Below are 24480 nucleotides of genomic sequence, written 5' to 3'. Positions count from 1 at the left end.
CCCCTCCCCCCACCACCAGCAGGTCAAAGGTTTCCTGGGTAAGCCGGTCCAGCACTTCGGCGCGGTTCATAGGCTATAGCCTACCCCACAGCAGCCATATGGCTGCGGAAGGCTTCCAGGGCCACGTGCGGCGGCACAGGCAGCACCCCTAGCTTGACCAAAGCCCCCCCACCACGGGCCCCTAGCGGCTTCAAAACCGCTTCCCAAAGGGCCTCCAGGTTTTCCCTGCGGCTTTTGTGCTTTAGGAGGGCATACCGGGTCTTGTCCTCGGCCTGGGCCACTAGAAGGGCCAGCACCCCTGGCCACTCCGCCAGCCGCTTGCCCACCATCTCCAGCGCCCAGTCGGGCACCTGGGCCCAGATGGTGAGGTTGGGGAAGTCGGCCAGAAGTCCGCGCATGATGCGCTCGGCCAGCTCATCCTTCAGAAGGGTGTGCTCCGCGCGCAGCCGGTAGAAACCCTCCTGTAGACTGGCAATCGGCTTCTCCACCTCCAAAGGCCCGGTGCTGAACCGCTCCCCAAGCCGTTGGAGCAGCCGGTGCTCCCGCTCAAAGAGCTCCAGAGCCTCCCAGCCCGCCGCAAAGTAGACGCGGGTGCCCCCCTTATACCGCTCAAACTTGAGGACCTTGATCGGCCCAGCCTCCCCACTTCGGGCCACGTGCAGTCCCCCGCAGGCCACCTTGTCCCAGCCCACCACCTCCACCACCCGCAAACGCCCCGCCACCTTGGGGCTGGGGGCCCGGCGCAACCCGTGGTGGGCGGCCTCGGCCTGGTCAATAAAGTAGCTGCGCACCTCGGCGTTGGCGTAGACCGCCCAGTTGGCCAGGGCCTCGGCCTGGCGCACGATCCCTTCCTCCGGAGGACCGTCTAGGTCTATGGTGCACACCGCCCCCATCATGTTCACCGCCCGCACCTGCCAGCCCCCTGACCGCAAGAAGGCCTGCCCCAGGATGTGCTCAGCGGTGTGCCGCTGCATGTGGCGGTAGCGCCGAGACCAGTCAAGCCGCCCCAGCACCCGCTCCCCCTCCCGTAAAGGGCGCTCCAAGCGGTGCACAATCTGGTCGCCTTCTTCCTGCACCTCCAACACCGCCACCCCCCCCAGGGTCCCGGTGTCGCAGGCCTGGCCCCCAGCGGTGGGGTAGAAAAGGGTGCGGTCCAGCACCGCGTAGTGGGCCCCACCTTCGGTCCAAGCCCCTATCACCCGGGCCTCAAACTCCCCCTGATAGGGCATCTCCCAGTACATCCGCATACCCTTAGGCTCCAGGCAAAGGAGGCTGGCGTCAATGGGTTGGTCCGTGGAAATGTATACTGTATACAGTATGCCCCCTTTTGAGCGGCCCCACTCGGTGCGGGAAGCGGCCTACGCCCACCTGCGAGAGGCCATCCTGGGGGGCCTTTTACCCCCCGGGGCCCGCATTCTCGAGGCCGGGCTGGCCCAGGAGCTGGGCGTGAGCCGAACCCCGGTGCGCGAAGCCCTGCAGCGCCTGGCCCAGGAGGGGCTGGTGGAGCTGTCCCCCGGGAGGGGGGCCCGGGTGCGGGTGCTCTCTCTCGAGGAGGTGCGGGAGGTCTACGACCTGCGGGCCTTACTGGAAGGGGAGGCCGCGGCCCTGGCCGCCCAACGGGCCAGACCTACGGAGCTGGAGGCCTTAGGAAGGCTGCTGCTGGCCCTAGAAACCCTACCGCCCCAAGACCATACCCGGCAGATGCAGGTAGATTTCGCCTTTCACACCGCCTTGGTGGAGGCCGCCCACCACAAGACCCTGGCCCGCGTCTACGCCGGGCTGCGCTCGAGCCTGGCCCTGGCCCGTGGCTTTCAGCCCACCCTTTCCCAGCACCCTGAGACCCGCAGACAGCACCGGGCCATCCTCGCAGCCCTAAAGGACCGTGACCCCGAGCGGGCCGCCCAGGCCGCGCGTTTGCATATCTTCCACTTCCGCAATCTGATCGTCCAGAGCCTGGCGGAGGCCACGGGGGTTTAGGAGAGCGCCTATGGACTGGAACCAGAGCTACCGCGCTTTTGTGCTGGCCGTGGCCCAAAATCCCTGGGTTCAGGGCCTGGTGAAGGCTCGAGGCCGAAGTTTTGCCCGTCGGTTCATCGCCGGCGACACCCTGGAGGAGGCCCTGAGGGCTGTGGAGGAGCTGGAGGGCCGGGGTGTGCACGCCATCTTGGACCTGCTGGGGGAGATGGTCGGCACCGAGGCTCAGGCCCTGGAGTTCCAAAAGGGGCTTATCGGGCTGGTGCAGGCCCTAAAGGCGGTGCCCCACCCCCGCTACATCTCCGTAAAGCTCACTCAGCTCGGCCTGGACATCTCCGAAGACCTGGCGGCCTCCTTGCTGGAGGGGGTTCTGGCCGAGGCCGAAGAGGCCGGCTGCTTTGTGCGAATAGACATGGAGGACAGCCCCCGAGTAGACGGCATCCTGCGGGTCTACCGGCGGCTGCGGGAGGCGGGCCACACCCGGCTGGGGGTGGTGCTGCAAAGCTACCTGAAGCGCAGTGAGCAGGACCTGGAGGCCCTGGTTCCCCTGGGTACCCCGGTGCGCATCGTCAAGGGGGCCTACAAAGAACCCCCCCAGGTGGCCTTCCAGGAGAAGCGGTTGGTGGACGCGCAGTTCCTCTGGCTTTGCAAGAGGGCCCTAGAGCGGGGCCTTCCCACCGCCATCGCCACCCACGACCCGGGGCTCATTGAGGAGATAAAGCGCTGGACGGCCGAGCGAGGCATCGACCGGGAACGCTTTGAGTTCCAGATGCTCTACGGGGTGCGCCCCAAAGAGCAGCAAAAGCTGGCCCAGGAGGGCTACACCGTGCGGGCCTACGTGCCCTATGGCACCGACTGGTACCCCTACTTCTCCCGGCGCATCGCCGAGCGGCCGGAGAACCTGTGGTTCGTCGTCCGGAGCCTGGTGCAGGGATGACCAAGCCGAGAAAGGAGCCTTATGACCCCCGAACCCTACCGCCCCGAACCCATTGAAACCTTCCAGAGCCAAGAAGCCTTTGAGGCCATGCGCAAGGCCCTGGTTGAGGTGCGGGCCCAGTTTGGCCGCCACTACCCGCTTATCATCGACGGGGAGCGGGTGAACACCCAGGAGGTCATCGTCTCCACCAACCCTTCCAATCCGGTGGAGGTGGTAGGCCAGAGCGCCAAGGCCGGAATCCCCGAGGCCGACGCGGCGCTGGAGGCAGCCTGGCGGGCCTTCCCCAGCTGGCGGGACTGGCCCCAGGAGCACCGCAGCCGCCTGCTCCTAAAAGCGGCCCACATCATGAAGCGCCGCCAGCGGGAGCTAGAGGCTTGGCTGGTCTACGAGATCGGCAAAAACTGGACGGAAGCCGCCGCCGACGTGGCTGAGGCCATTGATTTCCTGCGCTACTACGCCATCTCAGCCCTAAAGTACAAGGATGGGGCCCCAGTGCTCCCCTACCCCGGCGAGGACAACGAGGCCTTCTACATCCCCCTGGGGGCCGGGGTGGTCATCGCCCCTTGGAACTTCCCCCTGGCCATCCTGACCGGCATGACCGCCGCGCCCATCGCGGTGGGGAACACAGTGGTGGTCAAGCCAGCCGAGGACACCGTGGTCGCCGCGGCCAAGCTGTTTGAGGTCCTGGAGGAGGCCGGGCTGCCCCCTGGGGTGGCCAACTACCTGCCAGGGGAGGGCAGCGAGGTGGGGGCCTACCTGGTCAAGCACCCCCGCACCCGCTTCATTAACTTCACCGGTTCCCTCGAGGTGGGCCTGCAGATCAACGAGATGGCCGCCCGGCTCTCGCCGGGGCAGGTCTGGATTAAGCGGGTGTTCCTCGAGCTAGGCGGAAAGGACGCCCTGATCGTGGACGAGACCGCCGACCTCAGGGCCGCCGCCCAGGCCACCGTGCAGAGCGCCTTTGGCTTCCAGGGACAAAAGTGCTCGGCCGCCTCAAGGCTCATCGTGGTGGACGGCATCTACGACCTGCTGATGGAGGAGGTGCTGGATCGCACCGAGGCCCTCATCGTGGGCCCTGCGGAGGAGAACCCTGACCTGGGCCCCCTGGCCAGCCAGAAGCAGGAGGAAACGGTGCTGAACTACATTGAGGTCGGGCGGCAGGAGGGCCGGCTCCTGCTGGGAGGGCGCCGGCTCGAGGGCAGCGGCTTCTTCGTGGCCCCCACCCTCTTTGACCGGGTCTCCCCCGACGCCCGAATCGCCCAGGAGGAGATTTTCGGCCCGGTGCTCTCGGTGCTGCGGGTGCCCGACTTTGACACCGCCCTCGAGGTGGCCAACAACACCCGCTATGGCCTCACCGGTGGGGTCTTCTCGCGCAAGCGCGAGCGGCTGGAGAAGGCCCGCCGGGAGTTTCACGTGGGCAACCTCTACTTCAACCGCAAGATTACCGGTGCTCTGGTGGGGGTGCAGCCCTTTGGCGGGTTCAACCTCTCGGGCACCGACACCAAGGCCGGAGGCCCCGACTACCTGCTCAACTTCCTGCAGATGAAAAGCGTGACCGAGCGGTTCTAAGGCAGTCTCCGCCAGGGCCTTTAAAATGAGCGCCATGTACCGTTCCCGGCTGCTCACCCCTGGCCCCGTGGAGCTCCACCCCAAAGCCCAAGAAGCCCTCTCCCGCCCCCAGCTCCACCACCGCTCAGAGACTGCCAAAAAAGTCTTCTTGCAGGCCAAGGCCGGCCTCGAGGCCGCCTTCCGGACCAAAGGCCAGGTCCTCCTGCTCACCGGCTCGGGCACCGCGGGCATGGACGCCCTGGTGCACAACCTCTTCGCCCCTGGTGAGCGGGTTTTGGTGCCGGTACACGGCAACTTCTCCGAGCGCTGGGCCAAGATTGCCCAACAGGCCGGGCTGCGGGTGGAGCGAATGGAGCTCGAGTGGGGCCGGGTGGTACGCCCGGAACACCTGGAAAGCCCCTCAGGCCCCTTTGCCGGGCTCTTGCTCACCCACTCCGAGTCCTCTACCGGGGCCCTAAACGACGTGCAGGCGCTGGCCCGGGCCTTCAAGGCCCATTTTCCCGAGGCGCTGGTGGTGGTGGACGCCATCACCAGCCTGTGCGTGAGCCCGTTTGCCCTGGAGGACTGGGGCCTAGACGCTGCGGTGGCCGGCTCGCAGAAGGGCCTCATGTGCCCTCCCGGCCTGGCCTACCTGGCCCTGTCGCCCCGGGCCATAGAGCGGCTCAAACCCCGCGGCTTCTACCTGAACCTGGCCTCCGAGCTCAAGGTGCAAAGCACCGGCGAGTCGGCTTGGACGCCGGCCATCAACCTGGTGGCGGCCACCGCCGCGGTGCTGGAAGAGTTGCTGCCCCGGCTGGAGGAGCACCTGGCCCTCAAACAGGCGCAGAACCAGATTCTCTACGCGGCCGGCCAGGAGCTGGGCCTAAAGCCCGTGCCCGAGGTCAAAAGTCCCGCCACCACCTGCTTCTACCTCCCCCAAGGAGTCTCCTACGCTCAGGTCAAGGAGGCCTTTGCCAAGCGGGGGGCCACCATTATCGGCGGGCAGGGCCAGCTCAAGGGAAAGGTCTTCCGGGTCTCCCTCATGGGCTACTCTGACCTCTACGACGCCTACGCTGTGGCCCAGCTCATGCGCGAAGCGCTCGGGGGGCTTGGCTAAGGGGGAAAAGCAGCCTAGGTCATGCCAAGAGCAAGAGGAGGTCTTCTATGAGGGTTGCAGGCAAGGTCATCGTGGTTACCGGCGGGGCCAGCGGCATCGGGCGGGCTCTGGTTTTGGAGCTGCTGGGCCGGGGAGCCCGGGTGGCGGCAGTGGACCTCAACGCCGGGGGCCTGGAGGAGACCAGCACCTTGGCCAAGGCCGGGGAGCGCCTTTCCACCCACGTGCTCAACATCACCCAGCGGGAGGTGGTGGAGGCCCTACCGGCGGAGGTGGCGGCCCGGCATGGGGCGGTGGACGGCCTCATCAACAACGCCGGAATCATCCAGCCCTTCGCGCGGGTGAGCGACCTGGAGTACGGGGCCATTGAGCGGGTCATGAACGTGAACTTTTACGGCACCCTCTACATGACCAAGGCTTTTTTGCCCCACCTCTTGGCACGCCCCGAGGCCCACATCGTGAACCTCTCGAGCATGGGGGGCTTCCTGCCGGTGCCAGGGCAGAGCCTGTATGGGGCCTCCAAGGCCGCGGTCAAGCTCCTGACCGAGGGGCTTTACGCCGAGCTCCTGGGCACCTCGGTGCGGGTCACGGTGGTCTTTCCAGGGGCGGTGGCCACCAACATCACCGCCAACTCGGGGGTGGAGGTTCGCCAGGCCGAAGGGCAGCGCGGCTCGCTCAAGCCGCTGCCTCCCGAGGAGGCCGCCCGCCGCATCATCGCCGGCATGGAGCAGGACCGCTTCCGGGTGCTGGTGGGCTCCGATGCCCGGCTGATGGACTTCCTCTACCGCCTGGCCCCGGCCTGGGCCACCCGCTTCATCCAGCGGCAGATGCGCTCGCTTCTGGAGGGGTAGGCGCCCGCCAAGCAGGCCTTTGCGCACAAGGCAGCGGGCTGGTATTGTCTGGGCGTGCGCGCGGTGGTCCAGCGGGTTAGGGAGGCCCGGGTGGTGGTGGAGGGCCAGGTGGTGGGCCAAATTGGCCAGGGGCTCTTGGTCCTGCTCGGGGTGGGGCGGGGCGATACCCAGGAGGACGCCGCCTACCTGGCTCGCAAGATTGCCGGGCTGCGGGTTTTTCCCGATCTAGAGGGGAAGCTGAACCGGGGCCTCCTCGAGGTCGGGGGCGAGGTGCTGGTGGTCTCCCAGTTTACCCTGTACGGCAACACCCGCAAGGGCAACCGGCCCAGCTTCGTCCAGGCCGCACCTCCCGACGAGGGAAAGCGGCTTTACGAGCAGTTTTGCGACCTGCTCTCCACCCAGGGCCTGCACGTGGAAACCGGGGTCTTCCAGGCCCACATGGAGGTCCATCTGGTCAACGAGGGGCCGGTGACCCTGATCCTGGACTCCAGCGAGCGGCACGCTCCCCGCCGCCAGCACGGATGAGCGCCCCACGCGAGGGGTTGGCAGGGTGTTTTAATAGACCCATGCGGCAAAACCTCAGCGCTGAAGAGGCCCTAGAGGCCATCCTCGAGCGGACCCGCCCCATCGCCGAGCTGGAGCACCTGCCCCTGGCCTCGGCCTTCGGGCGGACCCTGGGGGTTGACCTGGCCGCCAAGGTCAGCCACCCCCAGACCGACGACACCGCGGCAGACGGCTACGCCTGCCTCCAGGCCGACACCCTCTCGGCCCAGCCAGACCGCCCGGTGCGGCTCCGGGTGGTGGGGGTGTCCCCTGCCGGCAGGCCCTTTGCGGGGCGGGTTGGGCCCGGCGAGGCCGTCCAGGTCTTCACCGGAGCGCCCGTGCCGCCCGGGGCCGACGCCCTGGTGCGGGTGGAGGACACCCGGCGGGAGGGCGATTTCGTGTGGCTGCTGAAGCCCGCCACCCCGGCCGACATCCGGCGGCAAGGGGTTGACCTGATGGAGGGCAGGACCTACCTGTTCAAAGGCGACCGGCTCACCCCGGGGCGGGTGGCCCTGGCCGCGGCCATGGGCTACCCCACCCTTCCGGTGGTGCGGCGGCCCCGGGTGGGCATCCTGGTCACCGGCGATGAGGTGGTGGAGCCGGGCCAGCCCCTTCCCCATGGAGGGGTGTACAACGCCAACGGCTACGCCCTGACCGGGCTGGTGGCGGAGGCCGGAGGGGAGCCAATTCCTTTGGGAAAGGCCAACGACGACCTAGAGGACCTGCGCACCCGGCTCACCCAGACGGGGCCCCTTGACCTTCTCCTCACCTCGGGAGGGGTCTCCATGGGGGAGTACGACATCGTGCGTAGGATGGTTGAGCAGGAGGGGGAGGTGCACTTCTGGCGGGTACGGATACAGCCTGGGGGCCCCCTCCTCTTCGCCACCTGGCAGGGCCTGCCCCTGCTGGGGCTGCCGGGCAACCCGGTTTCGGCCATGGTCACCTTCCTGCTCTTCGGGCGGCCCTTGCTCTTCCGGCTGCTGGGCCGCAACGACCCGCCCTACCAGCGGCTCGAGGCCCTGGCCGAGACCCCCTTCGAGGCCCACCCCACCCGCCGGGCCTACCGACGGGCGGTGCTGCGCTGGGAAGGAGGACAGTATCGGGCGCTCTCCACGGGCAGCCAGTCCAGCGTGGTGCTTCACTCCATGGCCTTGGGCAACGCCCTGGTGGTGGTGGAAGCGGGGGTGCCCAAAAGCGCAGGAGAGGTGGTGACGGCCATCCCCTTCCCGGAAGGCTAGGAGCAAAAGCGCCGGGCCCGCAAATCCAGTAGACTGGGGCCATGAACGTTTTGGGGCGCATCTCCTTGATTCTGGGCTTGGTCCTGCTGATTGTGGCCATCGTGCTGGCCACCATGAACTTCATCACCATTCGCGACTACCTGGTGGCCCTGACCGCCCAGCGCAGCCGCGACTTCTACAACGTGAACCCCCGTCTTTGGGTAACCTACCTGGTGGTCTTCGGCTCCGGGCTGCTCTTGGGGCTGGGGCTGGTGCTAAGCCTGCTGGGCCGCCGCAACGCCCGGACCGAGTAGGCCGTGGCGGGGTACCTCTACGTCGCCGCGGCGGCCTTCCTGTGGGGGCTTTTGGGGGTGGTCTCCAAATGGGCCTTTGCGGCGGGGGTAAGCCCCCTCGAGGTGGCCTTCTGGCGGGCCGCGCTGGGAGGGGTGCTCTTCGGGGCCCAGGCCCTCCTGCTTCGGCAGGTGCGGATTGAGCCCGCCGACCGCTGGGCGGTGGTGGGGTTTGGTCTGGTGGGGGTTTCGCTCTTCTACGGGGCCTACCAGCTCGCCATCCAAAGCGGAGGGGCGGCGCTGGCCTCGGTGCTCCTGTACACCGCCCCGGCCATTGTGGCCCTCCTTTCCTGGCTCTTTCTGCGGGAGCCGATGGGACCCCACAAGCTCCTGGCGGTGGGGCTGACCCTACTGGGGGTGGCCCTGGTCAGCCTGCAGGGGGGTGGGGTGCGCATCACCACCGCAGCGGTCTTCTGGGGGCTGCTCTCGGCCCTAACCTACGCCACCTACTACCTTTTCGGAAAGCTGTACCTGGGCCGGTACAGCACCCCCACGCTCTTCCTCTACGCCCTACCGGTAGGGGCGCTGGGGCTTCTGCCCTTTGTGCAGTTTGCCCCTAAAACCGCCGAGGCCTGGGCGGCCATTGGCTTTCTCACTGTGGCCTCCACCTTCTTCGCGGTCACGCTTTACTTCGCGGGGCTAAAGCGGCTCGAGGCCACCCGAGCCTCGGTGGTGGCCACCCTGGAACCGGTGGTGGCCGCCCTGGCCGCCTGGCTCTTCTGGGGGGAGCGCTTCAGCCCCTTGGGCTACCTGGGGGCTGGGCTGGTGCTCTTGGGGGTGGTGTGGATGGTGCTGGGCCCCCAAGACAGCCCCAGGGGCCAGCCGAAAAAGGCCTGAGGTCACCTACGCCACGTGCCCGGGAGGCCAGAGAGGGACTCCTCGAGCTGCCTCCACCCACCCTGGCGCAAGAGCCCCTCCAGGCTGCCCCCGCGCTCCACAGCGCCCACCATCCCCCCAAAAACCGGGTCGCGCCAGAAGGTCCCCGTGTCAAAAGAGGCCTTGTAGGCCCGAAAGACCTCACCGGTAGAGGGGTCGCGCACATAGGTCTGGTCGGAAAGCAGGTTGCTCCAGCTCCGGCTCATCCAGGTGTTGAACTCCTGCTGCTCGCGCAGCCACCCGAGCACCATCCGGGTAGTCGTCGTGCTCTGGCGCTGGGCCCGTTGGGCCTCCTGCCAGGGCCACGCAGGGTTTACCCGCAGCCCCACCAGGAAGCCTTGGAAGATCGGTTTGGCCTGGACCAAAGCAGCGGCGCTGCCTTCGCTCAGCACCACCCCCAGCTGGGTAAAGCAGCTCGCGTCTTGGGCAATGTAGTCGGCCCGTGAGAAGGAGGTCACCTGCCCGGACACCCTGGCCTCCCGTACCTGGCCTCCCGACTCGGCCTGAAGGGTGAAATTCGGGCGGTACCGCTGGGGCGCCATTGGAAGCCCCGCTGAAGCAGCCGCCTCTTCCTGGGCCTTTATCTCCTGGATGCGGCGGTAAACCCGGTTGGTTGGGGCCTTAGCCGCCTCAATCTTCCTAACCTGCCACGAAGCCCCCCTCTCCTGGGCCCAAAGCGCGGTCAGAAGCTCCGCCACCTCGGCTGCCGAGCTGGGGCAGAGAAATCCTTGAAACTGGGTAGCCTGCCCATTCCAAATGAGGCGGCTGACCGCGCTGCCACCAAATCCGCTTTGGAGGGCGCTGCTCTCAGCGTAGAGCTGGTCCATTCGCAAGGAGGCCCCCGCGCCCCTGAGCGAGAAGGCCAGCGACCGCATAGTGCTGTTCATGGGCACCAATCCCCCCTGGAAGGTAAAACCCCGTGGTACCGGCGCGTAAAAAGCCTCCATCTGCAAAAGGGGGTCGGGCACCACCTGGGTCTCGTAGGCTACCCGCGAAGACTGGGGCAGAAACTCCAGCGAGCGCAAAACCGAGAGGACCCCCTTGCGCAGCGCCGGCGAGGCACCTTCGGGCAGGTAGACGCTCACCAAAAGCAGGCTCCGGCTCCCCGGCAGGAGCAGGTGAGCCGCCTCGTAGGAGAGCGAGCCTATGAAACCATCCTGAAAGGCCCCCGGGGGCAGGCCGGTCAGGTTATCGGCTAGGTGGAAGGGGTAGGCGAGGCCTCGAGCCAGGACCAAAATCCCCCCCGGCACCTCCTTGTAGTGGTACTGAGCCTTTCCCCCAGAGAACCACCGGGCCTCCTGCAAAAGCGACGCTACCGCCCCGCGAGGGTCTTTCAGCGGCCCTCCCCGTACCAGAACGAATCCCTCCAAGTCGCCAATGAGAAGCCCATAGGGCAGTAGCTTAACCTGATACCCCTCCGGCACAAGCACCGAGAACCCGTGCAGGCTGTCGGTATGACGTCCGCTGCCCACACCTTGGCCCCAGGCCCACCCCAAGAGCACCAACGCCAGCAACAAGCGAAGCACCATGCCGTCCCCCTCCCTTAACCAAGCGGTCCTGCCCGCCTTTAGGAAGCCTCCTTGGGTTTATTCTGCCCAAATTGGGGTTACAAAAATCTTAATTCCCGGCGAACCAACCCTCTCTGGCTCAGGCAAGCGGGCATTTTTCTTACGATTGGCCCATGCTTCTGGCTAAGATGGTGAGGGTTGAGGTAATCCATGGCGCCCTCTTCTCCCGCCCGCGTACCCAAAGTTTCTCTACGAAGGCGGCTCGTAAAGCTGGCCGAGGTTCTGCTCAAACCCCTGTACTGGTGGTATGAACGGCGTATTGAAGCCGAGGTTCGGCAAGGCCAGTTGCCCAGGCACCTAGGACTGATTCTAGACGGCAACCGACGTTTTGCCCGCGAGCTGGGGCTACCGGGGCACGAGGGCCACGAGTTTGGCGTGCAGAAAGCCTACGAGGTGCTGGAGTGGTGCTTGGAGCTAGGCATCCCCACCGTGACCATCTGGGTTTTTTCCACCGACAACTGGCGGCGCAGCCCAACCGAAGTGGAGACCCTAATGCAGCTTTTTGTACGTGAGGCTAAGCGCATGGCCCAAGACCCCCGCATCCACGCCAACGAGGTGCGGGTGCGGGTTATAGGCCGCCATGACCGCTTTCCCCCCAAGGTACTGGAGGCCCTAGAGGAGCTAGAGCAGGCCACCGCCCATCACAGCGGCATGCTCCTGCAAATCGCCATGGGCTACGGCGGCCGGGAGGAAATAGTAGACGCGGTCAAAAGCCTGCTCCTGGAAGCAGCCCAGACCGGTAAGTCTCCCGAGGAGCTGGCCGAGGAGCTGGACATGCAGCACATCTCCGAACGGCTCTACACCGCAGGTGTCCCCGACCCCGACTTCATCATCCGCACCTCAGGGGAAATACGCCTTTCGGGGTTTTTGCTCTGGCAGGCCGCCTACAGCGAGTATTACTTTTTTGACGCCTTCTGGCCAGCTTTCCGCAGGGTGGACTTCCTGCGCGCCGTGCGTGACTACCAAAAACGCGAGCGGCGCTTTGGCCAGTAAATAAACCCAAGGCGTGAAGGTGCTTCGAGGTACGACCTCAAGCGCTAGCAGCACCGCCTCGCCCAGGGCACCGCAGACCGCCGACGTGAAGCTTGGGGTTGTTTCAATCCTCTACGAGGCTAACAGGCTTTGCGACATTCCTTGCGAAAATTCTATAAGTCCTCCCTGGACTGTTTCAATCCTCTACGAGGCTAACAGGCTTTGCGACATTAGGTAGCTGATTTCGTCTAGTACCGGGTTTCTGACGTTTCAATCCTCTACGAGGCTAACAGGCTTTGCGACTCCCTGAGGGTGTGGCGGAAGAGAAGGTGACGGTGCTTGTTTCAATCCTCTACGAGGCTAACAGGCTTTGCGACTCTTGGCTACCTCCTCCTTCACGCGAGTGGAAGGGTGTTTCAATCCTCTACGAGGCTAACAGGCTTTGCGACCTGACCGTCCTTGACTAAAATCTTAGAAAGGTGAGAGGTTTCAATCCTCTACGAGGCTAACAGGCTTTGCGACGTTTGGACTGGACTTCCTGGGCTAAAAGGGGGGCAGAGGTTTCAATCCTCTACGAGGCTAACAGGCTTTGCGACGGCCTTATTTGTTTTTTAGAAACGGGTCTAGGACTTGTTTCAATCCTCTACGAGGCTAACAGGCTTTGCGACAAAGTGGGGTAGAAAAGCTACTAAAAAAGCTAAAAGTTTCAATCCTCTACGAGGCTAACAGGCTTTGCGACTTTGTCCCTTAGTGGAAGCACCGACGCCCTCCTGTTTCAATCCTCTACGAGGCTAACAGGCTTTGCGACGCCCTCGTGGAGTGCCCCAAGGGCGGCCTCGGAGGTGTTTCAATCCTCTACGAGGCTAACAGGCTTTGCGACGGGAACCGTTGCCGCTGAGGTTCGAGCTGCTAGCAGGTTTCAATCCTCTACGAGGCTAACAGGCTTTGCGACGTGAGGCCGCCGAAATCCTCGGCGTCTCCACCCGGTTTCAATCCTCTACGAGGCTAACAGGCTTTGCGACATCCCCGAGGGCCCCGTCCAGGCCCAGCGCCAGAATGTTTCAATCCTCTACGAGGCTAACAGGCTTTGCGACGGCTACACGAGAGGCTAGATCAGCATCAGGAGCGCATGTTTCAATCCTCTACGAGGCTAACAGGCTTTGCGACGACCGGGTTGGCGCTAACCTTCCACATCGGATCGGTTTCAATCCTCTACGAGGCTAACAGGCTTTGCGACGTCCACGGTCCCCTGGCCCCGCGGGTGTTGGTCGAGGTTTCAATCCTCTACGAGGCTAACAGGCTTTGCGACACCCCCAGGGCCCGGGAGATGCTCCTGAGCGGGGAGGTTTCAATCCTCTACGAGGCTAACAGGCTTTGCGACAGGAGGACGGGCTAGTCTGGCCCCAGCTGGACGTGTGGCACCCCGGAGCCCTGCGCTGGCGGGAGGGGGCGTGGTGGGTGCGGGATGCCCAGGGGCAGGAGCACCCCTTGCAGGAGGGGCTCTGGCTGCTCTACACCCCCTACGGCCCCAAGCGCCCCTGGGAGCGGGGGCTGTGGCGGGCCCTAGCCCTGCCCTGGCTGGTGAAGCTGGACGCCATCCGCTACTGGGCCCGGGACAACGAGGTGGGGGCGCTCCGGGTGGCCACCGCCGAGGGCCCGGCTGGGGCCACGGGCCAGGAACTGGCCCAGCTCCTGGCCGACCTCGGGGGGGACACGGGCCTGGTCCTGCCCGAAGGGTGGCGTTTGGAAATGCTGGCTCCTCCCGAGGGGGTCTGGCGGTCCAAAGAGGCCGCCATCCAGTGGGCCAATGTGGCCATCGCGGTGGCAGTTCTGGGGCAAAACCTGACTACTGATGTTCAAGGGGGGAGCTACGCCGCCGCCCAGGTCCACGCCCGGGTGCGGCAGGATTTGCTGGAAGCCGATGCGGAGACCCTGGCCACGGCCCTGCGGCAGGGGGTGCTCACCCTGTGGGCCGAATACAACTTCGGCAGGCCGGACCTGGCCCCCTGGCCCCGCTGGGACACCACGCCGCCAGAGGATCGGCAGCTCCAAGCGGAGACCCTGGCCCGCCTGGCCAACGCCGTGGCCACGTTTGCCCAGGCCGGGGTGCCCGTGGACCTCGAGGCCCTGGCGGGGCAATACGGCATCCCCCTGCGCCGGGGAGAAGAACTGCGGCGGGTGCGCTTGGCGTCGGGGGACAGCCCACGGGAAGCCCCCGGCTTTGTGCAGGGGCAGCTCTACGCTGACGCCCTGGCCGACCGGCTCCTGGAGCGGCTACCGGACCCGTTGGAGGGGTTGGAGGAAGAGCTTGCCAGGGCGGGAAGCTACGAGGAGGTGCGGGCCATCCTCATGCGCCGCTACCGGGACGCATCGCCCGAGGAGGTGGCGGCCCTCACCGAGCTGGCGCTGACCATGGCCGCCCTGGCCGGGCGGTACGGGGTCATCCGGGATGTGGAGCGTTAGCGCCGACCCCTTGCGCTTTGAGGAGGCGGTGGCCTGGTTCCGGGAGCGGGTGCCACTCCTCAAAGGGGAGTGGGCCCAGCTCACGGAGGAAGCCCGCCGTCGGGCGTTCACCGCCGCCGGGGTGGCCACCCTGGACCGCATGGCCGAGCTGCACGCTTCCCTCCTGCGGGCCCTGGAGGAAGGGGTGCCCCTCGAGGTCTGGCGGAAGGAAGCCCTGGCCATCCTCGGCGGGGGGTGGAGCCGGGGGCACCTGGAGACGGTCTTCCGCAACAACGTGCAGGCGGCGTACTCCGCCGGCCGGTGGGATCAGCTGCAGGACCCCGCGGTGCGCCGCTCCCACCCCTACCTCATGTACGATGCCGTGCTGGACAGCCGTACCACGGAGATCTGCCGGGCCCGGGACGGGGTGGTGCGCCCGGCAGAAGACCCCTGGTGGCAGCAGAACTGGCCGCCCCTGCACCACAACTGCCGCTCAGGGGTGCGGGCCCTCACCGAAGCAGAGGCCAGACGCCGGGGGATAAGCGCCATCCTCCCCGCCATGCCCCCGCAGGAGGGGTTTGGGCTCTCCCCGGTGGCGGAGGAGTGGGTAGAGGGCTACGCCAAGGGGCAGCGCCAGGCGGCCCTCCTGCCCTGGACCCCCGCGTTTATCGGGGAACCCCCGGACTGGCGCTCCTACGGGCGGCCCGAGCGGCTGCCCGCGGAGCCCCCGCCCCGCAAGCCCCTGCCCACGGTGGCGGAGGTGGGGGAGGAGCGCTTCCGGCAGCTCTTGGCGGAGGTGTTTGGCCCCCTGCCCGTCCACCTGGTGGACCCCACGGGGTTGGCGGTGCTGGTGGACCGGGGGCTCCTGGACCACCTGGCCCGGGATGGGCGGGAGCGCTACCTGGCTTGGCTCCCCGACCTGGTGGAGCGTCCGGCGGAAGTGTGGCTCATGCCCCTCCAGCACGGGCGGCGGGTGGTGTTTCGGCAGAGGTATCTTAAGGTTTACCGAGAAGGACGAGACCGCCACGTGGTCCTTTCCGCTGAGTTCCACCGTGGGGTCCTAGTGGCCCTGACTTTCCTGGAAACTCGCTCGCCAAACTATCTCCAGGGGCAACGGACAGGGTTCTTGCGGTGGCCAAAATAAGGGGCTACGGCCTCCCGGAAGGCCGCGCGTCCTGCACCGGGCTATCAGGAACCCGGGCCCAGCCCGGCGGGTTAACTCCAGTATACCACGCCCCTTGACCTGAGTCCCGCTTTGCGCTAGGGTGAGGTTAAGCTAGCGAAACTCTACCCCCAGGCGTTTGCCTGGGGTTTTGCATGGGCCATGACGCGGCAATACACCCTCACGGTTGAGCTTCCGGGGCGAGAACCTCCCCGGGAGTTTCGCGTTTTCCCCTTCGGGCGCATCGAGACCACCAAAGGGGTCTTCGTTTTTGACGACGTATCGGCCCGCTCGGTCATGGAGCGCTGGCGGGAGTGGGGGAACCGGCTTTCCATCGACTACGAGCACGGGGCTCTCAACATCTTCAACGCCGGGCCCGCTCCCGCCGCCGGGTGGTTCGACCTCGAGGTCCGCCCGGACGGGCTCTGGGCGGTGAACGTGGATTGGACCCCCAGGGCCCGGGAGATGCTCCTGAGCGGGGAGGTTTCAATCCTCTACGAGGCTAACAGGCTTTGCGACTCGTGGTAACTGAGAACCAGGTCATTCTGAGCGCAGAGTTTCAATCCTCTACGAGGCTAACAGGCTTTGCGACCCCCGCCCCCATTCGGGGCCTGTTGCAGAACCTCGTGTTTCAATCCTCTACGAGGCTAACAGGCTTTGCGACCTGCGAGGTGCGGCATCTGCAGGCGGCCATCCGCATGTTTCAATCCTCTACGAGGCTAACAGGCTTTGCGACATGCTCTGGGTATCCGTTCCCCGAGCCGGGAATTCGTTTCAATCCTCTACGAGGCTAACAGGCTTTGCGACACCGTGGAGGCCGATGTGGTGCGTAACGGCGTGAAGTTTCAATCCTCTACGAGGCTAACAGGCTTTGCGACCATAGGCCCCCCTTGGAGGTTTCAGGAGGTTTTATGTTTCAATCCTCTACGAGGCTAACAGGCTTTGCGACCTACGTGGTCATATCGGAGAATCAGCTGCGCCGCCTGTTTCAATCCTCTACGAGGCTAACAGGCTTTGCGACGAGGCGCACGGCATCAACCTCCGCACCCTCCAGGACGTTTCAATCCTCTACGAGGCTAACAGGCTTTGCGACTTCTAAGGCTGCCGTAGGGCCGGGGAATGCGACAGAAGTTTCAATCCTCTACGAGGCTAACAGGCTTTGCGACCCTGGAATACATTGAGGTGGACATCGGCTTCAGCGTTTCAATCCTCTACGAGGCTAACAGGCTTTGCGACTTCCCGGGGGCGACAACCCTCACGGGCCGTGGCATGTTTCAATCCTCTACGAGGCTAACAGGCTTTGCGACCAAGCTCGTAGGCCCGTGCCTCCCGGCGGGCCTGCAGGTTTCAATCCTCTACGAGGCTAACAGGCTTTGCGACTCCTGGGAGCAATGGCGCTCCCAAAGCCATTGTAGGTTTCAATCCTCTACGAGGCTAACAGGCTTTGCGACGTCCGCCCCCGCCTCCACGAGCCACCCCGCGGGATTGTTTCAATCCTCTACGAGGCTAACAGGCTTTGCGACCCCGTGAGCTGGATCAGGCCGCGTCCCCGGTATCGGGTTTCAATCCTCTACGAGGCTAACAGGCTTTGCGACGAGCCGGGCCACCTCAGCCAGGTCCAGATTAGCGAAGTTTCAATCCTCTACGAGGCTAACAGGCTTTGCGACAAGAGGTAATCCCCCCTTTATCCAGCACCCGCTGGGCGTTTCAATCCTCTACGAGGCTAACAGGCTTTGCGACCGGGGGGGATTCGTGGCACCATGTGTATCTGGCGACCGTTTCAATCCTCTACGAGGCTAACAGGCTTTGCGACGAGGGCCGAGGAGTTGTACAGGCGGTAGCGGCCGGTTTCAATCCTCTACGAGGCTAACAGGCTTTGCGACGCGAAAACTGTAACTCCAACAACAATGCTAGTTTCTGTTTCAATCCTCTACGAGGCTAACAGGCTTTGCGACGGGGCAGCAAACGCTTCAACCGCATGGTGGCGAGTGTTTCAATCCTCTACGAGGCTAACAGGCTTTGCGACGCGCCCTCAGCGGCGAATTTGCTCCCGCGCTCTCTGCGTTTCAATCCTCTACGAGGCTAACAGGCTTTGCGACTCAGGTGGGCCTCGGACTATGACGAGCCGGTGCGGAGGTTTCAATCCTCTACGAGGCTAACAGGCTTTGCGACGCTATTTCCAAGCGGCCATTCCAGCAGGTGGGCTCCTAGTTTCAATCCTCTACGAGGCTAACAGGCTTTGCGACGCGCGACCGGCTGCGGGACATCGGGCTCGAGGCCGTGTTTCAATCCTCTACGAGGCTAACAGGCTTTGCGACAAGGCCCAGCTGCTCGAACCAGCGCATCAGCGGCGGGTTTCAATCCTCTACGAGGCTAACAGGCTTTGCGACGGCCAGTGCCTCCCAGGTGCGGGGGCTGATCCACAGGTTTCAATCCTCTACGAGGCTAACAGGCTTTGCGACGCGGTGGGCCTCGAGCAGTTCGGCCGTGGCGTTCTCGTTTCAATCCTCTACGAGGCTAACAGGCTTTGCGACTCAGGTGGGCCTCGGACTATGACGAGCCGGTGCGGAGGTTTCAATCCTCTACGAGGCTAACAGGCTTTGCGACTCAAGGTATTTCACTGGCCCCTCGAGGCCAACATCGTTTCAATCCTCTACGAGGCTAACAGGCTTTGCGACCCGGGCGTAACCATTTTGGATGGCCGCGCCTACTCGGTTTCAATCCTCTACGAGGCTAACAGGCTTTGCGACGGTGCTGGGCGTTGAGCTGGAATCAGGCGGTGGGTGTTTCAATCCTCTACGAGGCTAACAGGCTTTGCGACATACGCAAACAAAAACGACGGCAAATCCTGCAATGCGTTTCAATCCTCTACGAGGCTAACAGGCTTTGCGACGCGGTGGCGCTGACTAATGAGGCCAAGCAACGGGCGTTTCAATCCTCTACGAGGCTAACAGGCTTTGCGACCCGTTGGCGCACCGCTCAGGGCGGAGGCGTGGTAGCGTTTCAATCCTCTACGAGGCTAACAGGCTTTGCGACTTGGAACCACGCAAAATCAACAGCCTCGACGAGCTGGTTTCAATCCTCTACGAGGCTAACAGGCTTTGCGACCTCAATGCCAGCGGTGCCCTCGCGAGCGCCGACGCGGTTTCAATCCTCTACGAGGCTAACAGGCTTTGCGACCGATCCGGGTGAACGCCAGCGTGGCCGGCACCGTGGGGTTTCAATCCTCTACGAGGCTAACAGGCTTTGCGACCGGTGGTGGAGCCTCTTCCCCGAGGAGGCCCTGCACGTTTCAATCCTCTACGAGGCTAACAGGCTTTGCGACGCCCACAGGGTCTGGGGGAACGTCGTCCTGATTGAGGTTTCAATCCTCTACGAGGCTAACAGGCTTTGCGACGGTGGGCGTGGTCCGGCTCCACCGGGACGAGTACGTGTTTCAATCCTCTACGAGGCTAACAGGCTTTGCGACTCCTGGAGTGGGCGCGGGAGGTGAACGCCAATGAGCGTTTCAATCCTCTACGAGGCTAACAGGCTTTGCGACGTGCACAATCTGCACCCACCCCCGGCGGGAGGAGATAGTTTCAATCCTCTACGAGGCTAACAGGCTTTGCGACCTGGAGAGTCTCGGAGTCGGTGATGCCGGTGCTGGAGTTTCAATCCTCTACGAGGCTAACAGGCTTTGCGACTTGCCAGCGGGCCTCCACCGGCTCAAGGTCTAGCTGGTTTCAATCCTCTACGAGGCTAACAGGCTTTGCGACTTGGGGCGTGGGCGGTTATGGGCAAGAGTCATGGTAGTTTCAATCCTCTACGAGGCTAACAGGCTTTGCGACTAGGATGGCCGCTATAAAGGTGGCCCAGATACAAGAGTTTCAATCCTCTACGAGGCTAACAGGCTTTGCGACTCCTGGGAGCGTTTGCGTGCGGGTGGAGAGATTGTGTTTCAATCCTCTACGAGGCTAACAGGCTTTGCGACACATGCGGGGGGCAAGCCAATCCTGGGTGAAGGTAGTTTCAATCCTCTACGAGGCTAACAGGCTTTGCGACCAAGAACGCCTTGGCGGCGTTACGGATGCCAGAGAGGTTTCAATCCTCTACGAGGCTAACAGGCTTTGCGACGCTTCTAGACGCTCGTAAACGCGCTCCTCCGGCATCGTTTCAATCCTCTACGAGGCTAACAGGCTTTGCGACGCATCCCCGTGCGCGTGTTTCAGTCCTACCTCCGGGAGTTTCAATCCTCTACGAGGCTAACAGGCTTTGCGACCCTCCCGTCTTATCAGGGGCGCAGGCGGGCGCGGGGGTTTCAATCCTCTACGAGGCTAACAGGCTTTGCGACCTGGATGTTAGGGATGACTACTGCCCGTTCAGCGCCCGTTTCAATCCTCTACGAGGCTAACAGGCTTTGCGACGGGGTAGCCGAAGTAGCGCAGGACGGGGACGCCCTGGTTTCAATCCTCTACGAGGCTAACAGGCTTTGCGACAGAGATGAGAGGGGAGAACTGGAGCGTCTCAGGCTCGTTTCAATCCTCTACGAGGCTAACAGGCTTTGCGACGCGTGGTACGATGCCCGCGGGGTGATAGACATGATAGTTTCAATCCTCTACGAGGCTAACAGGCTTTGCGACTAGAGGATGAGGGTTAGAGCAGAACGGCACATCCTCGTTTCAATCCTCTACGAGGCTAACAGGCTTTGCGACGGTACACCGCCCACCAGCTTGACCGGGTTGGCCAGGTTTCAATCCTCTACGAGGCTAACAGGCTTTGCGACGAGGGTTGCAGATAACGAGTTTTCCCTCTACCCCGAGTTTCAATCCTCTACGAGGCTAACAGGCTTTGCGACGCCTCGCGTTCAAAGGCCTCGCCAAATGCACGGCGTTTCAATCCTCTACGAGGCTAACAGGCTTTGCGACAGGCGAAAGCTCTTGGAGAACCAGGCCAGCCTACCGGTTTCAATCCTCTACGAGGCTAACAGGCTTTGCGACCAGCGCCCAGGGGCCTGACGGCGCCAACTTCTTCGGGTTTCAATCCTCTACGAGGCTAACAGGCTTTGCGACTCGTGGTGGGGCCCGTGCCCAAGGATCTGCCTGACCAGTTTCAATCCTCTACGAGGCTAACAGGCTTTGCGACGGAGCTTCGCGCGATTACTAGACGCGAGTTTATTGGTTTCAATCCTCTACGAGGCTAACAGGCTTTGCGACCCAATCAGCGCATCGAGGAAAGCCTAGCTAGTTTGTTTCAATCCTCTACGAGGCTAACAGGCTTTGCGACGGACGCCCCTGCGAGCGCCGTGCTGGACAATCCCGCTAGGGCCATTTTCGCACGCGGGGGTACTATGCGCAAGCGGGGCCAGGGTACTTGGGGAGGAAAAGGGGGTTTTTGCCCTAAAGAAGCCGTGCGCACGCGACGGAAGCCTCGAGGTCCCCCTGCATAGGGTTAGAGCACCCTCCAGAGCGAGGAGAACCCCGGCTTGGCTACCGGGGTCTTGCATAGGTGGCCTTCGCGCTCGCTATACAAAGTCAGGGTCCTCGAGACGCTTGAGCCCTTCGTGGCCGACCCGCCAGGTCCGGCCCACGGCCTCGGGGGGAAGGAAGTAGACTGCGAGGATGTCCTCTTTTTTGTCTACCAAGGCCTCCAACCTTCCCTTGAGGTGGGCCCACTGCTCGCGGGTAAGCCGAGCCTCAAAGACCGAGTATTGCCGCCTTTCGCCAAAACCCTTGAGGAGTCTGACGAGCTTGGCCCGCCTCGAGTCCGAGGGGGTATCGTAAGCGATGACGAGGTAAAGCTCCTTCATCGCACCGTGAAGGGCTCGTACTGAGGCAGCTCGCCCAGGAGGTGCTTGACGAGGATGCGGGCTTGGGCCAGCAGGGTCTGGCGGTATGAGAGGCTCTTACCCAGGAGGGGGTGACGCACCCGCTCGGCGAGGCGTTCCTCCCAGGCCTTTAAGAACTTAGGCCAGGCTTCCTTGCGCAGTCTTGGGTAGCCCTCGGCATCGTCGAAGTCCTCGAGGGTGAGGCGGCGATTGTTGCAAAGGGAGAGCGTCACCGAGTCGGCGAGGATGCTCCGAAACTCCTCCATCAGGTCCAGCGCCAGCGAGGCTCGACCATAGCGGATTTCGTGCAAAAAGCCCACGTAGGGGTCCAGTCCGGCGATCTGAAGGGCGCTTTCACACTCCTTGGCGAGCAGGGTGTAGGCCAGCGAGAGCAGGCTGTTGGCCGGGTCGCGGGGCGGACGGCGGTTGCGCTCGGCGAACTGGAAGCCTTCGGGCAAGAGGCTCGCAAAGGCCCGGAAGTAGGCGTCGGCAGCCATCCCCTCCACCCCGCGCAAAGCATCCTCGTCCGGGGCTCTCTCGGCGTCGGCTATGGCTGCTCGGAGGGCTTCCCAGCCAGGGGCCCCGTTGCGCCTGAGGAGCACCAGACCGTTTCGGAGCTTGCCCAGCACGAAACGCTTGGCCAGGGCAAGCTTTCGGGCCGGGTCCAGGTGAGCCTTGAACTGGGCCACCCGCGCCGGGGCGTTCTTGGCCGGGGTGCGGGTGAGGCCTGCGTAGTAGGTGCCCGCAGAGGACATGTAGTGCAGGCCGATGCCCTCCTGGGCGCAGTGCTTGAGGAGGGCCGGGGTCACTACCGCATTTCCCAGCACCACGATCTCCTCGATGCCGATGAGTGGCTTTTGCAGCAGGACTTCTCGCCCGGCGCGGCGAGCTATCTTGAGGGTTCCTCCCTCTTTGGAAAGGTAGACGTCGGGCTCGAGCACATAGACTACACCCACCCCGCCACCCCCTTGCGCCACAGCTCGGGCTGGCAGGCTTCCCGCACGCTACACCCCCCACACTTGGCAGGGGGCACCTCCACCCCCGGAGGTCTGGAGCTCCCAAGAAGGGTGCGCATCCGGGCCACGGCTTTCTCTACAGCGGCAAAGAGCGCTTCTGTGAAGGCCACCTCGCGGCGGACGTGGCTCTTATGGTAGTAAACGAAGCCTCGCTTGGCCTCGATCCCCCGTGATTCCAGGAGGCACAGGGCCTGGGCTGCGAGCTGAACGGCGTCGGAGAGGTAGGCTTCTTCGCTGGCCCGGCCCACCTTGTACTCCACTACCAAGGCCTCCCCCTTCCGCCACTCCAAGCGATCCACCACCCCCACCAACCCCAGCCGGTCCGACCAAACCCAAAGCCCCGAGAGTTCGTCCGGCTCGGTGTAGGCCCTTTCGTGGAGGTACTGACCCTCGATGACGTGGTGGTTGGCGTAGAGTTCGCCCAGGATGTATTCCAGGTAGAAGCGCCGAGGGCAGTAGGCGACGGTGTTGACCCTGGCGAGTGGCAAGTAGTCCATGCCACCCTTTTACCCACGAGGTGTCACTCCTCTAGGTGACTTAATACCGGGAATCCCTCCCGCTTCGCCGCCAACAACAACCGCGCATCCAGACAGACAAAGGTGAGCTGTGAAGGCCTCCCGCGGCTGGCTACGAAGGCTGCAGCCAGTTGTAGGGCGTCCATGGCCCGTAGGGGATGCACCCGGAGAAAGCGCCTCGCAGCCTCCCGCACCTCCTCCGAAGGCAGCACCTCGTGCCAAGCGGACTTGAGGGCCATGAGCCGGGCGAAGGCCTGGTCGGCCTCCTCCGGCCGTAGCGCCCCTTCCCGCTCCAGTCGGGCCAGGGCCGAGGCAAGCTCCACCTCGGTGCCCCACCAGACCAAAAGCTCGGGGTCGCTCTGGTAGAGGGCGAGCATCTGGGAGGAGGTGGGCTCGAGGGTGAGGAGGGGAACCAGGGCCGAGCTATCCCAGAACCTCAACGCCCTTCCTCCCGCTCGGATAGGAGGGCCTCCAGGGCGCTCGAGCGGGCCTTGGGCCAGGGTAGCCCCGCCAGAACGGCCCTCCCGCTACCGCGACGAACCAGCCCCGAGCGTTCCAGAAGGCCCAAAGCCTCCCCGGAGGCCGGTGGGACGGGGCTGAGCCGGGCTACTGGGGTACCCCGGTCCAGGATGAGCACCTCCTCGCCTTGTCTTACCCAGTCCAGGAGCAAGCTTAGCCGGTTTTTGGCCTCGCTGACGGATACGCTACGCATATGGCTATTATGGCTATATCTACATAGCTCCTCAAGACCAATTACGTGACCGCCTATTGTCACCGGATGAGGCGACAGCTCTCCTCCAGGCTCGAGGGCAGATGACGACCCTTTACCCTACCCTCGAGGCCGACTTGGCCTGCCCCAGCCGCTACGTGCGGACCCAGCTACACAAAGAGCCTTCCCTTGCCCCCTTTGCCAGCACAGCCCTGGGCAAGGAGGTTCACGGGCGCATCGCCACCAGCCTGCGCCTGGGTCTCCCGGTGAACCAGGGAGCCTTCCGCTTGCCTCGGCGGGTGATGCTTAGCGAAGGCGAGAAGCTGGATGACCTGCTGAACCGGGCTCAGAGGGGCCTCGCCCGCTTCGAGGCCGACTACCGACCCAACCTCGAGGGGGAGGCGCACCGGGTGGAGGCGTTCGTGGAGTGGAAGCTGGAACTTGACGGAAAGCCGGTGCGCTTCGTAGGCAAGCTGGATTTGCTCTTAGGCCAGGAGATTTGGGACTGGAAGACGGGAAACCCAGGGGGCAGCCGGGAACAGCTCCGTCTCTACCTGTTTCTGGCCTACGGAGCCACTGGGAATCCTCCCCGGTTGGCCCGCGCCGTGGGCCTGGAGAGCGGAGAAGAAGTGGTAGAGCCCTGGTCGGAGGAGATCATCCCCTGGGGCTACGCCCGGCTCAGGCGGATGCAGGAGAGCTTGTGCACCGCCTTAGCCAATCCCAAGGCGCTCAACCCGGGTCGGGCCTGTCGCTACTGCCCTTACGCTCACGCCTGCTCGGCTTCGCAAGCCCCCGGGCGCTACTTGCTGGACACCCGTACTGGTGAGGTAACGGAGTTAGCAGCACAGAGCCTCGTTACTGAGTAAACTGGTTCTGAATC

The 24480-nt window shown here is 64.2% G+C and carries 19 protein-coding genes, 2 pseudogenes and 2 CRISPR repeat arrays; of the genes and pseudogenes, 14 read left to right on the top strand and 7 right to left on the bottom strand.

From position 1 onward, the window contains the following. Positions 1–80: 80 nt before the first annotated feature. Positions 81–1247 (bottom strand): alanyl-tRNA editing protein, encoded by a 1167-nt coding sequence (locus Mlute_RS03540; protein WP_119359376.1) that lies wholly within the window; start codon positions 1245–1247, stop codon positions 81–83. Between the two features lie 70 nt (positions 1248–1317). Here Mlute_RS03540 and Mlute_RS03535 point away from each other — a divergent pair, with 70 nt between their 5' ends. From Mlute_RS03535 to Mlute_RS03495, 9 genes are read left to right on the top strand one after another with little or no spacing between them, the layout of a single operon-like run. After that, positions 1318–1977, top strand: a complete 660-nt coding sequence (locus Mlute_RS03535; RefSeq protein WP_119359375.1) for a GntR family transcriptional regulator — start codon at positions 1318–1320, stop codon at positions 1975–1977. Between the two features lie 10 nt (positions 1978–1987). Then, entirely contained in the window at positions 1988–2911 is a 924-nt protein-coding gene (locus Mlute_RS03530; RefSeq protein WP_119359374.1) for a proline dehydrogenase, read from the top strand. 21 nt (positions 2912–2932) lie between these two features. After that, entirely contained in the window at positions 2933–4480 is a 1548-nt protein-coding gene (pruA, locus tag Mlute_RS03525) for an L-glutamate gamma-semialdehyde dehydrogenase (RefSeq protein WP_119359373.1), read from the top strand. A gap of 34 nt (positions 4481–4514) precedes the next feature. Further along, positions 4515–5576 carry a pyridoxal-phosphate-dependent aminotransferase family protein gene (locus Mlute_RS03520; RefSeq protein WP_119359372.1) on the top strand — a complete coding sequence of 354 codons (1062 nt, stop codon included), beginning with the start codon at positions 4515–4517 and terminating at the stop codon, positions 5574–5576. A gap of 47 nt (positions 5577–5623) precedes the next feature. Then, complete coding sequence (locus Mlute_RS03515; RefSeq protein ID WP_119359371.1) at positions 5624–6424, top strand: SDR family NAD(P)-dependent oxidoreductase; 801 nt, start codon at positions 5624–5626, stop codon at positions 6422–6424. Between the two features lie 54 nt (positions 6425–6478). Continuing rightward, on the top strand, positions 6479–6949 hold the full coding sequence (gene dtd / locus Mlute_RS03510; RefSeq protein ID WP_119359370.1) for a D-aminoacyl-tRNA deacylase: 471 nt from the start codon (positions 6479–6481) through the stop codon (positions 6947–6949). 41 nt (positions 6950–6990) lie between these two features. Next, a complete protein-coding gene (locus Mlute_RS03505; protein WP_119359369.1) occupies positions 6991–8205 on the top strand; it encodes a molybdopterin molybdotransferase MoeA in 1215 nt (404 codons plus the stop codon). Positions 8206–8246: 41 nt separating this feature from the next. Continuing rightward, positions 8247–8498, top strand: coding sequence for a hypothetical protein (locus Mlute_RS03500; protein WP_119359368.1), 252 nt, complete (start codon positions 8247–8249; stop codon positions 8496–8498). Positions 8499–8501: 3 nt separating this feature from the next. Then, a complete protein-coding gene (locus Mlute_RS03495) occupies positions 8502–9371 on the top strand; it encodes a DMT family transporter (RefSeq protein WP_119359367.1) in 870 nt (289 codons plus the stop codon). A 2-nt stretch (positions 9372–9373) separates the two neighbouring features. Here Mlute_RS03495 and Mlute_RS03490 read toward each other — a convergent pair whose 3' ends face one another. Continuing rightward, a complete protein-coding gene (locus tag Mlute_RS03490; RefSeq protein ID WP_245958839.1) occupies positions 9374–10939 on the bottom strand; it encodes a hypothetical protein in 1566 nt (521 codons plus the stop codon). Between the two features lie 189 nt (positions 10940–11128). Between Mlute_RS03490 and Mlute_RS03485 the strand changes: the two genes are divergently transcribed. The 4 genes and pseudogenes from Mlute_RS03485 to Mlute_RS03470 form a co-directional block, all read left to right on the top strand. Beyond that, positions 11129–11971, top strand: a complete 843-nt coding sequence (locus tag Mlute_RS03485) for an isoprenyl transferase (RefSeq protein WP_119359366.1) — start codon at positions 11129–11131, stop codon at positions 11969–11971. A gap of 100 nt (positions 11972–12071) precedes the next feature. Beyond that, a CRISPR array of direct repeats spans positions 12072–13331; the repeat unit is 36 nt; unit sequence GTTTCAATCCTCTACGAGGCTAACAGGCTTTGCGAC. A gap of 17 nt (positions 13332–13348) precedes the next feature. Then, positions 13349–14413: pseudogene (locus Mlute_RS03480) on the top strand (phage portal protein family protein); the annotation flags it as partial. After that, positions 14400–15536 carry a PBECR2 nuclease fold domain-containing protein gene (locus Mlute_RS03475; protein WP_119359365.1) on the top strand — a complete coding sequence of 379 codons (1137 nt, stop codon included), beginning with the start codon at positions 14400–14402 and terminating at the stop codon, positions 15534–15536. The pseudogene Mlute_RS03480 and the gene Mlute_RS03475, both read left to right, overlap by 14 nt. A 180-nt stretch (positions 15537–15716) precedes the next feature. Then, positions 15717–16025 (top strand): annotated as a pseudogene (locus tag Mlute_RS03470) (phage protease); the annotation flags it as partial. 12 nt (positions 16026–16037) lie between these two features. After that, positions 16038–20819: a CRISPR direct-repeat array (repeat unit 36 nt; unit sequence GTTTCAATCCTCTACGAGGCTAACAGGCTTTGCGAC). 238 nt (positions 20820–21057) lie between these two features. Here Mlute_RS03470 and cas2 read toward each other — a convergent pair. Genes cas2 through Mlute_RS03445 form a run of 5 tightly spaced genes read right to left on the bottom strand, consistent with a single transcriptional unit; the run spans position 21058 to position 23603 of the window. Continuing rightward, positions 21058–21342: a CRISPR-associated endonuclease Cas2 gene (gene cas2 / locus Mlute_RS03465; RefSeq protein WP_119359364.1), complete on the bottom strand. Its 285-nt coding sequence runs from the start codon at positions 21340–21342 to the stop codon at positions 21058–21060. Next, positions 21339–22316: a CRISPR-associated endonuclease Cas1 gene (gene cas1, locus Mlute_RS03460; protein WP_182482463.1), complete on the bottom strand. Its 978-nt coding sequence runs from the start codon at positions 22314–22316 to the stop codon at positions 21339–21341. Before cas1 ends, cas2 begins: the two co-directional genes overlap by 4 nt. Next, a complete protein-coding gene (gene cas4 / locus Mlute_RS03455) occupies positions 22307–22873 on the bottom strand; it encodes a CRISPR-associated protein Cas4 (RefSeq protein ID WP_119359362.1) in 567 nt (188 codons plus the stop codon). The genes cas1 and cas4 overlap by 10 nt, the downstream gene beginning before the upstream one ends. Before the next feature lie 23 nt (positions 22874–22896). After that, positions 22897–23331 carry a type II toxin-antitoxin system VapC family toxin gene (locus Mlute_RS03450; RefSeq protein WP_119359361.1) on the bottom strand — a complete coding sequence of 145 codons (435 nt, stop codon included), beginning with the start codon at positions 23329–23331 and terminating at the stop codon, positions 22897–22899. Then, positions 23328–23603 carry a type II toxin-antitoxin system Phd/YefM family antitoxin gene (locus Mlute_RS03445; RefSeq protein ID WP_119359360.1) on the bottom strand — a complete coding sequence of 92 codons (276 nt, stop codon included), beginning with the start codon at positions 23601–23603 and terminating at the stop codon, positions 23328–23330. Before Mlute_RS03445 ends, Mlute_RS03450 begins: the two co-directional genes overlap by 4 nt. 101 nt (positions 23604–23704) lie before the next feature. Here Mlute_RS03445 and Mlute_RS03440 point away from each other — a divergent pair, with 101 nt between their 5' ends. Beyond that, complete coding sequence (locus tag Mlute_RS03440) at positions 23705–24466, top strand: PD-(D/E)XK nuclease family protein (RefSeq protein WP_119359359.1); 762 nt, start codon at positions 23705–23707, stop codon at positions 24464–24466. Positions 24467–24480: the final 14 nt, after the last annotated feature.

The organism is Meiothermus luteus (assembly GCF_003574085.1).
Taxonomy (GTDB): domain Bacteria; phylum Deinococcota; class Deinococci; order Deinococcales; family Thermaceae; genus Meiothermus; species Meiothermus luteus.
The sequence above is the reverse complement of the archived record's forward strand: the minus strand, read 5'-3'. Positions and strand labels throughout refer to the sequence as shown.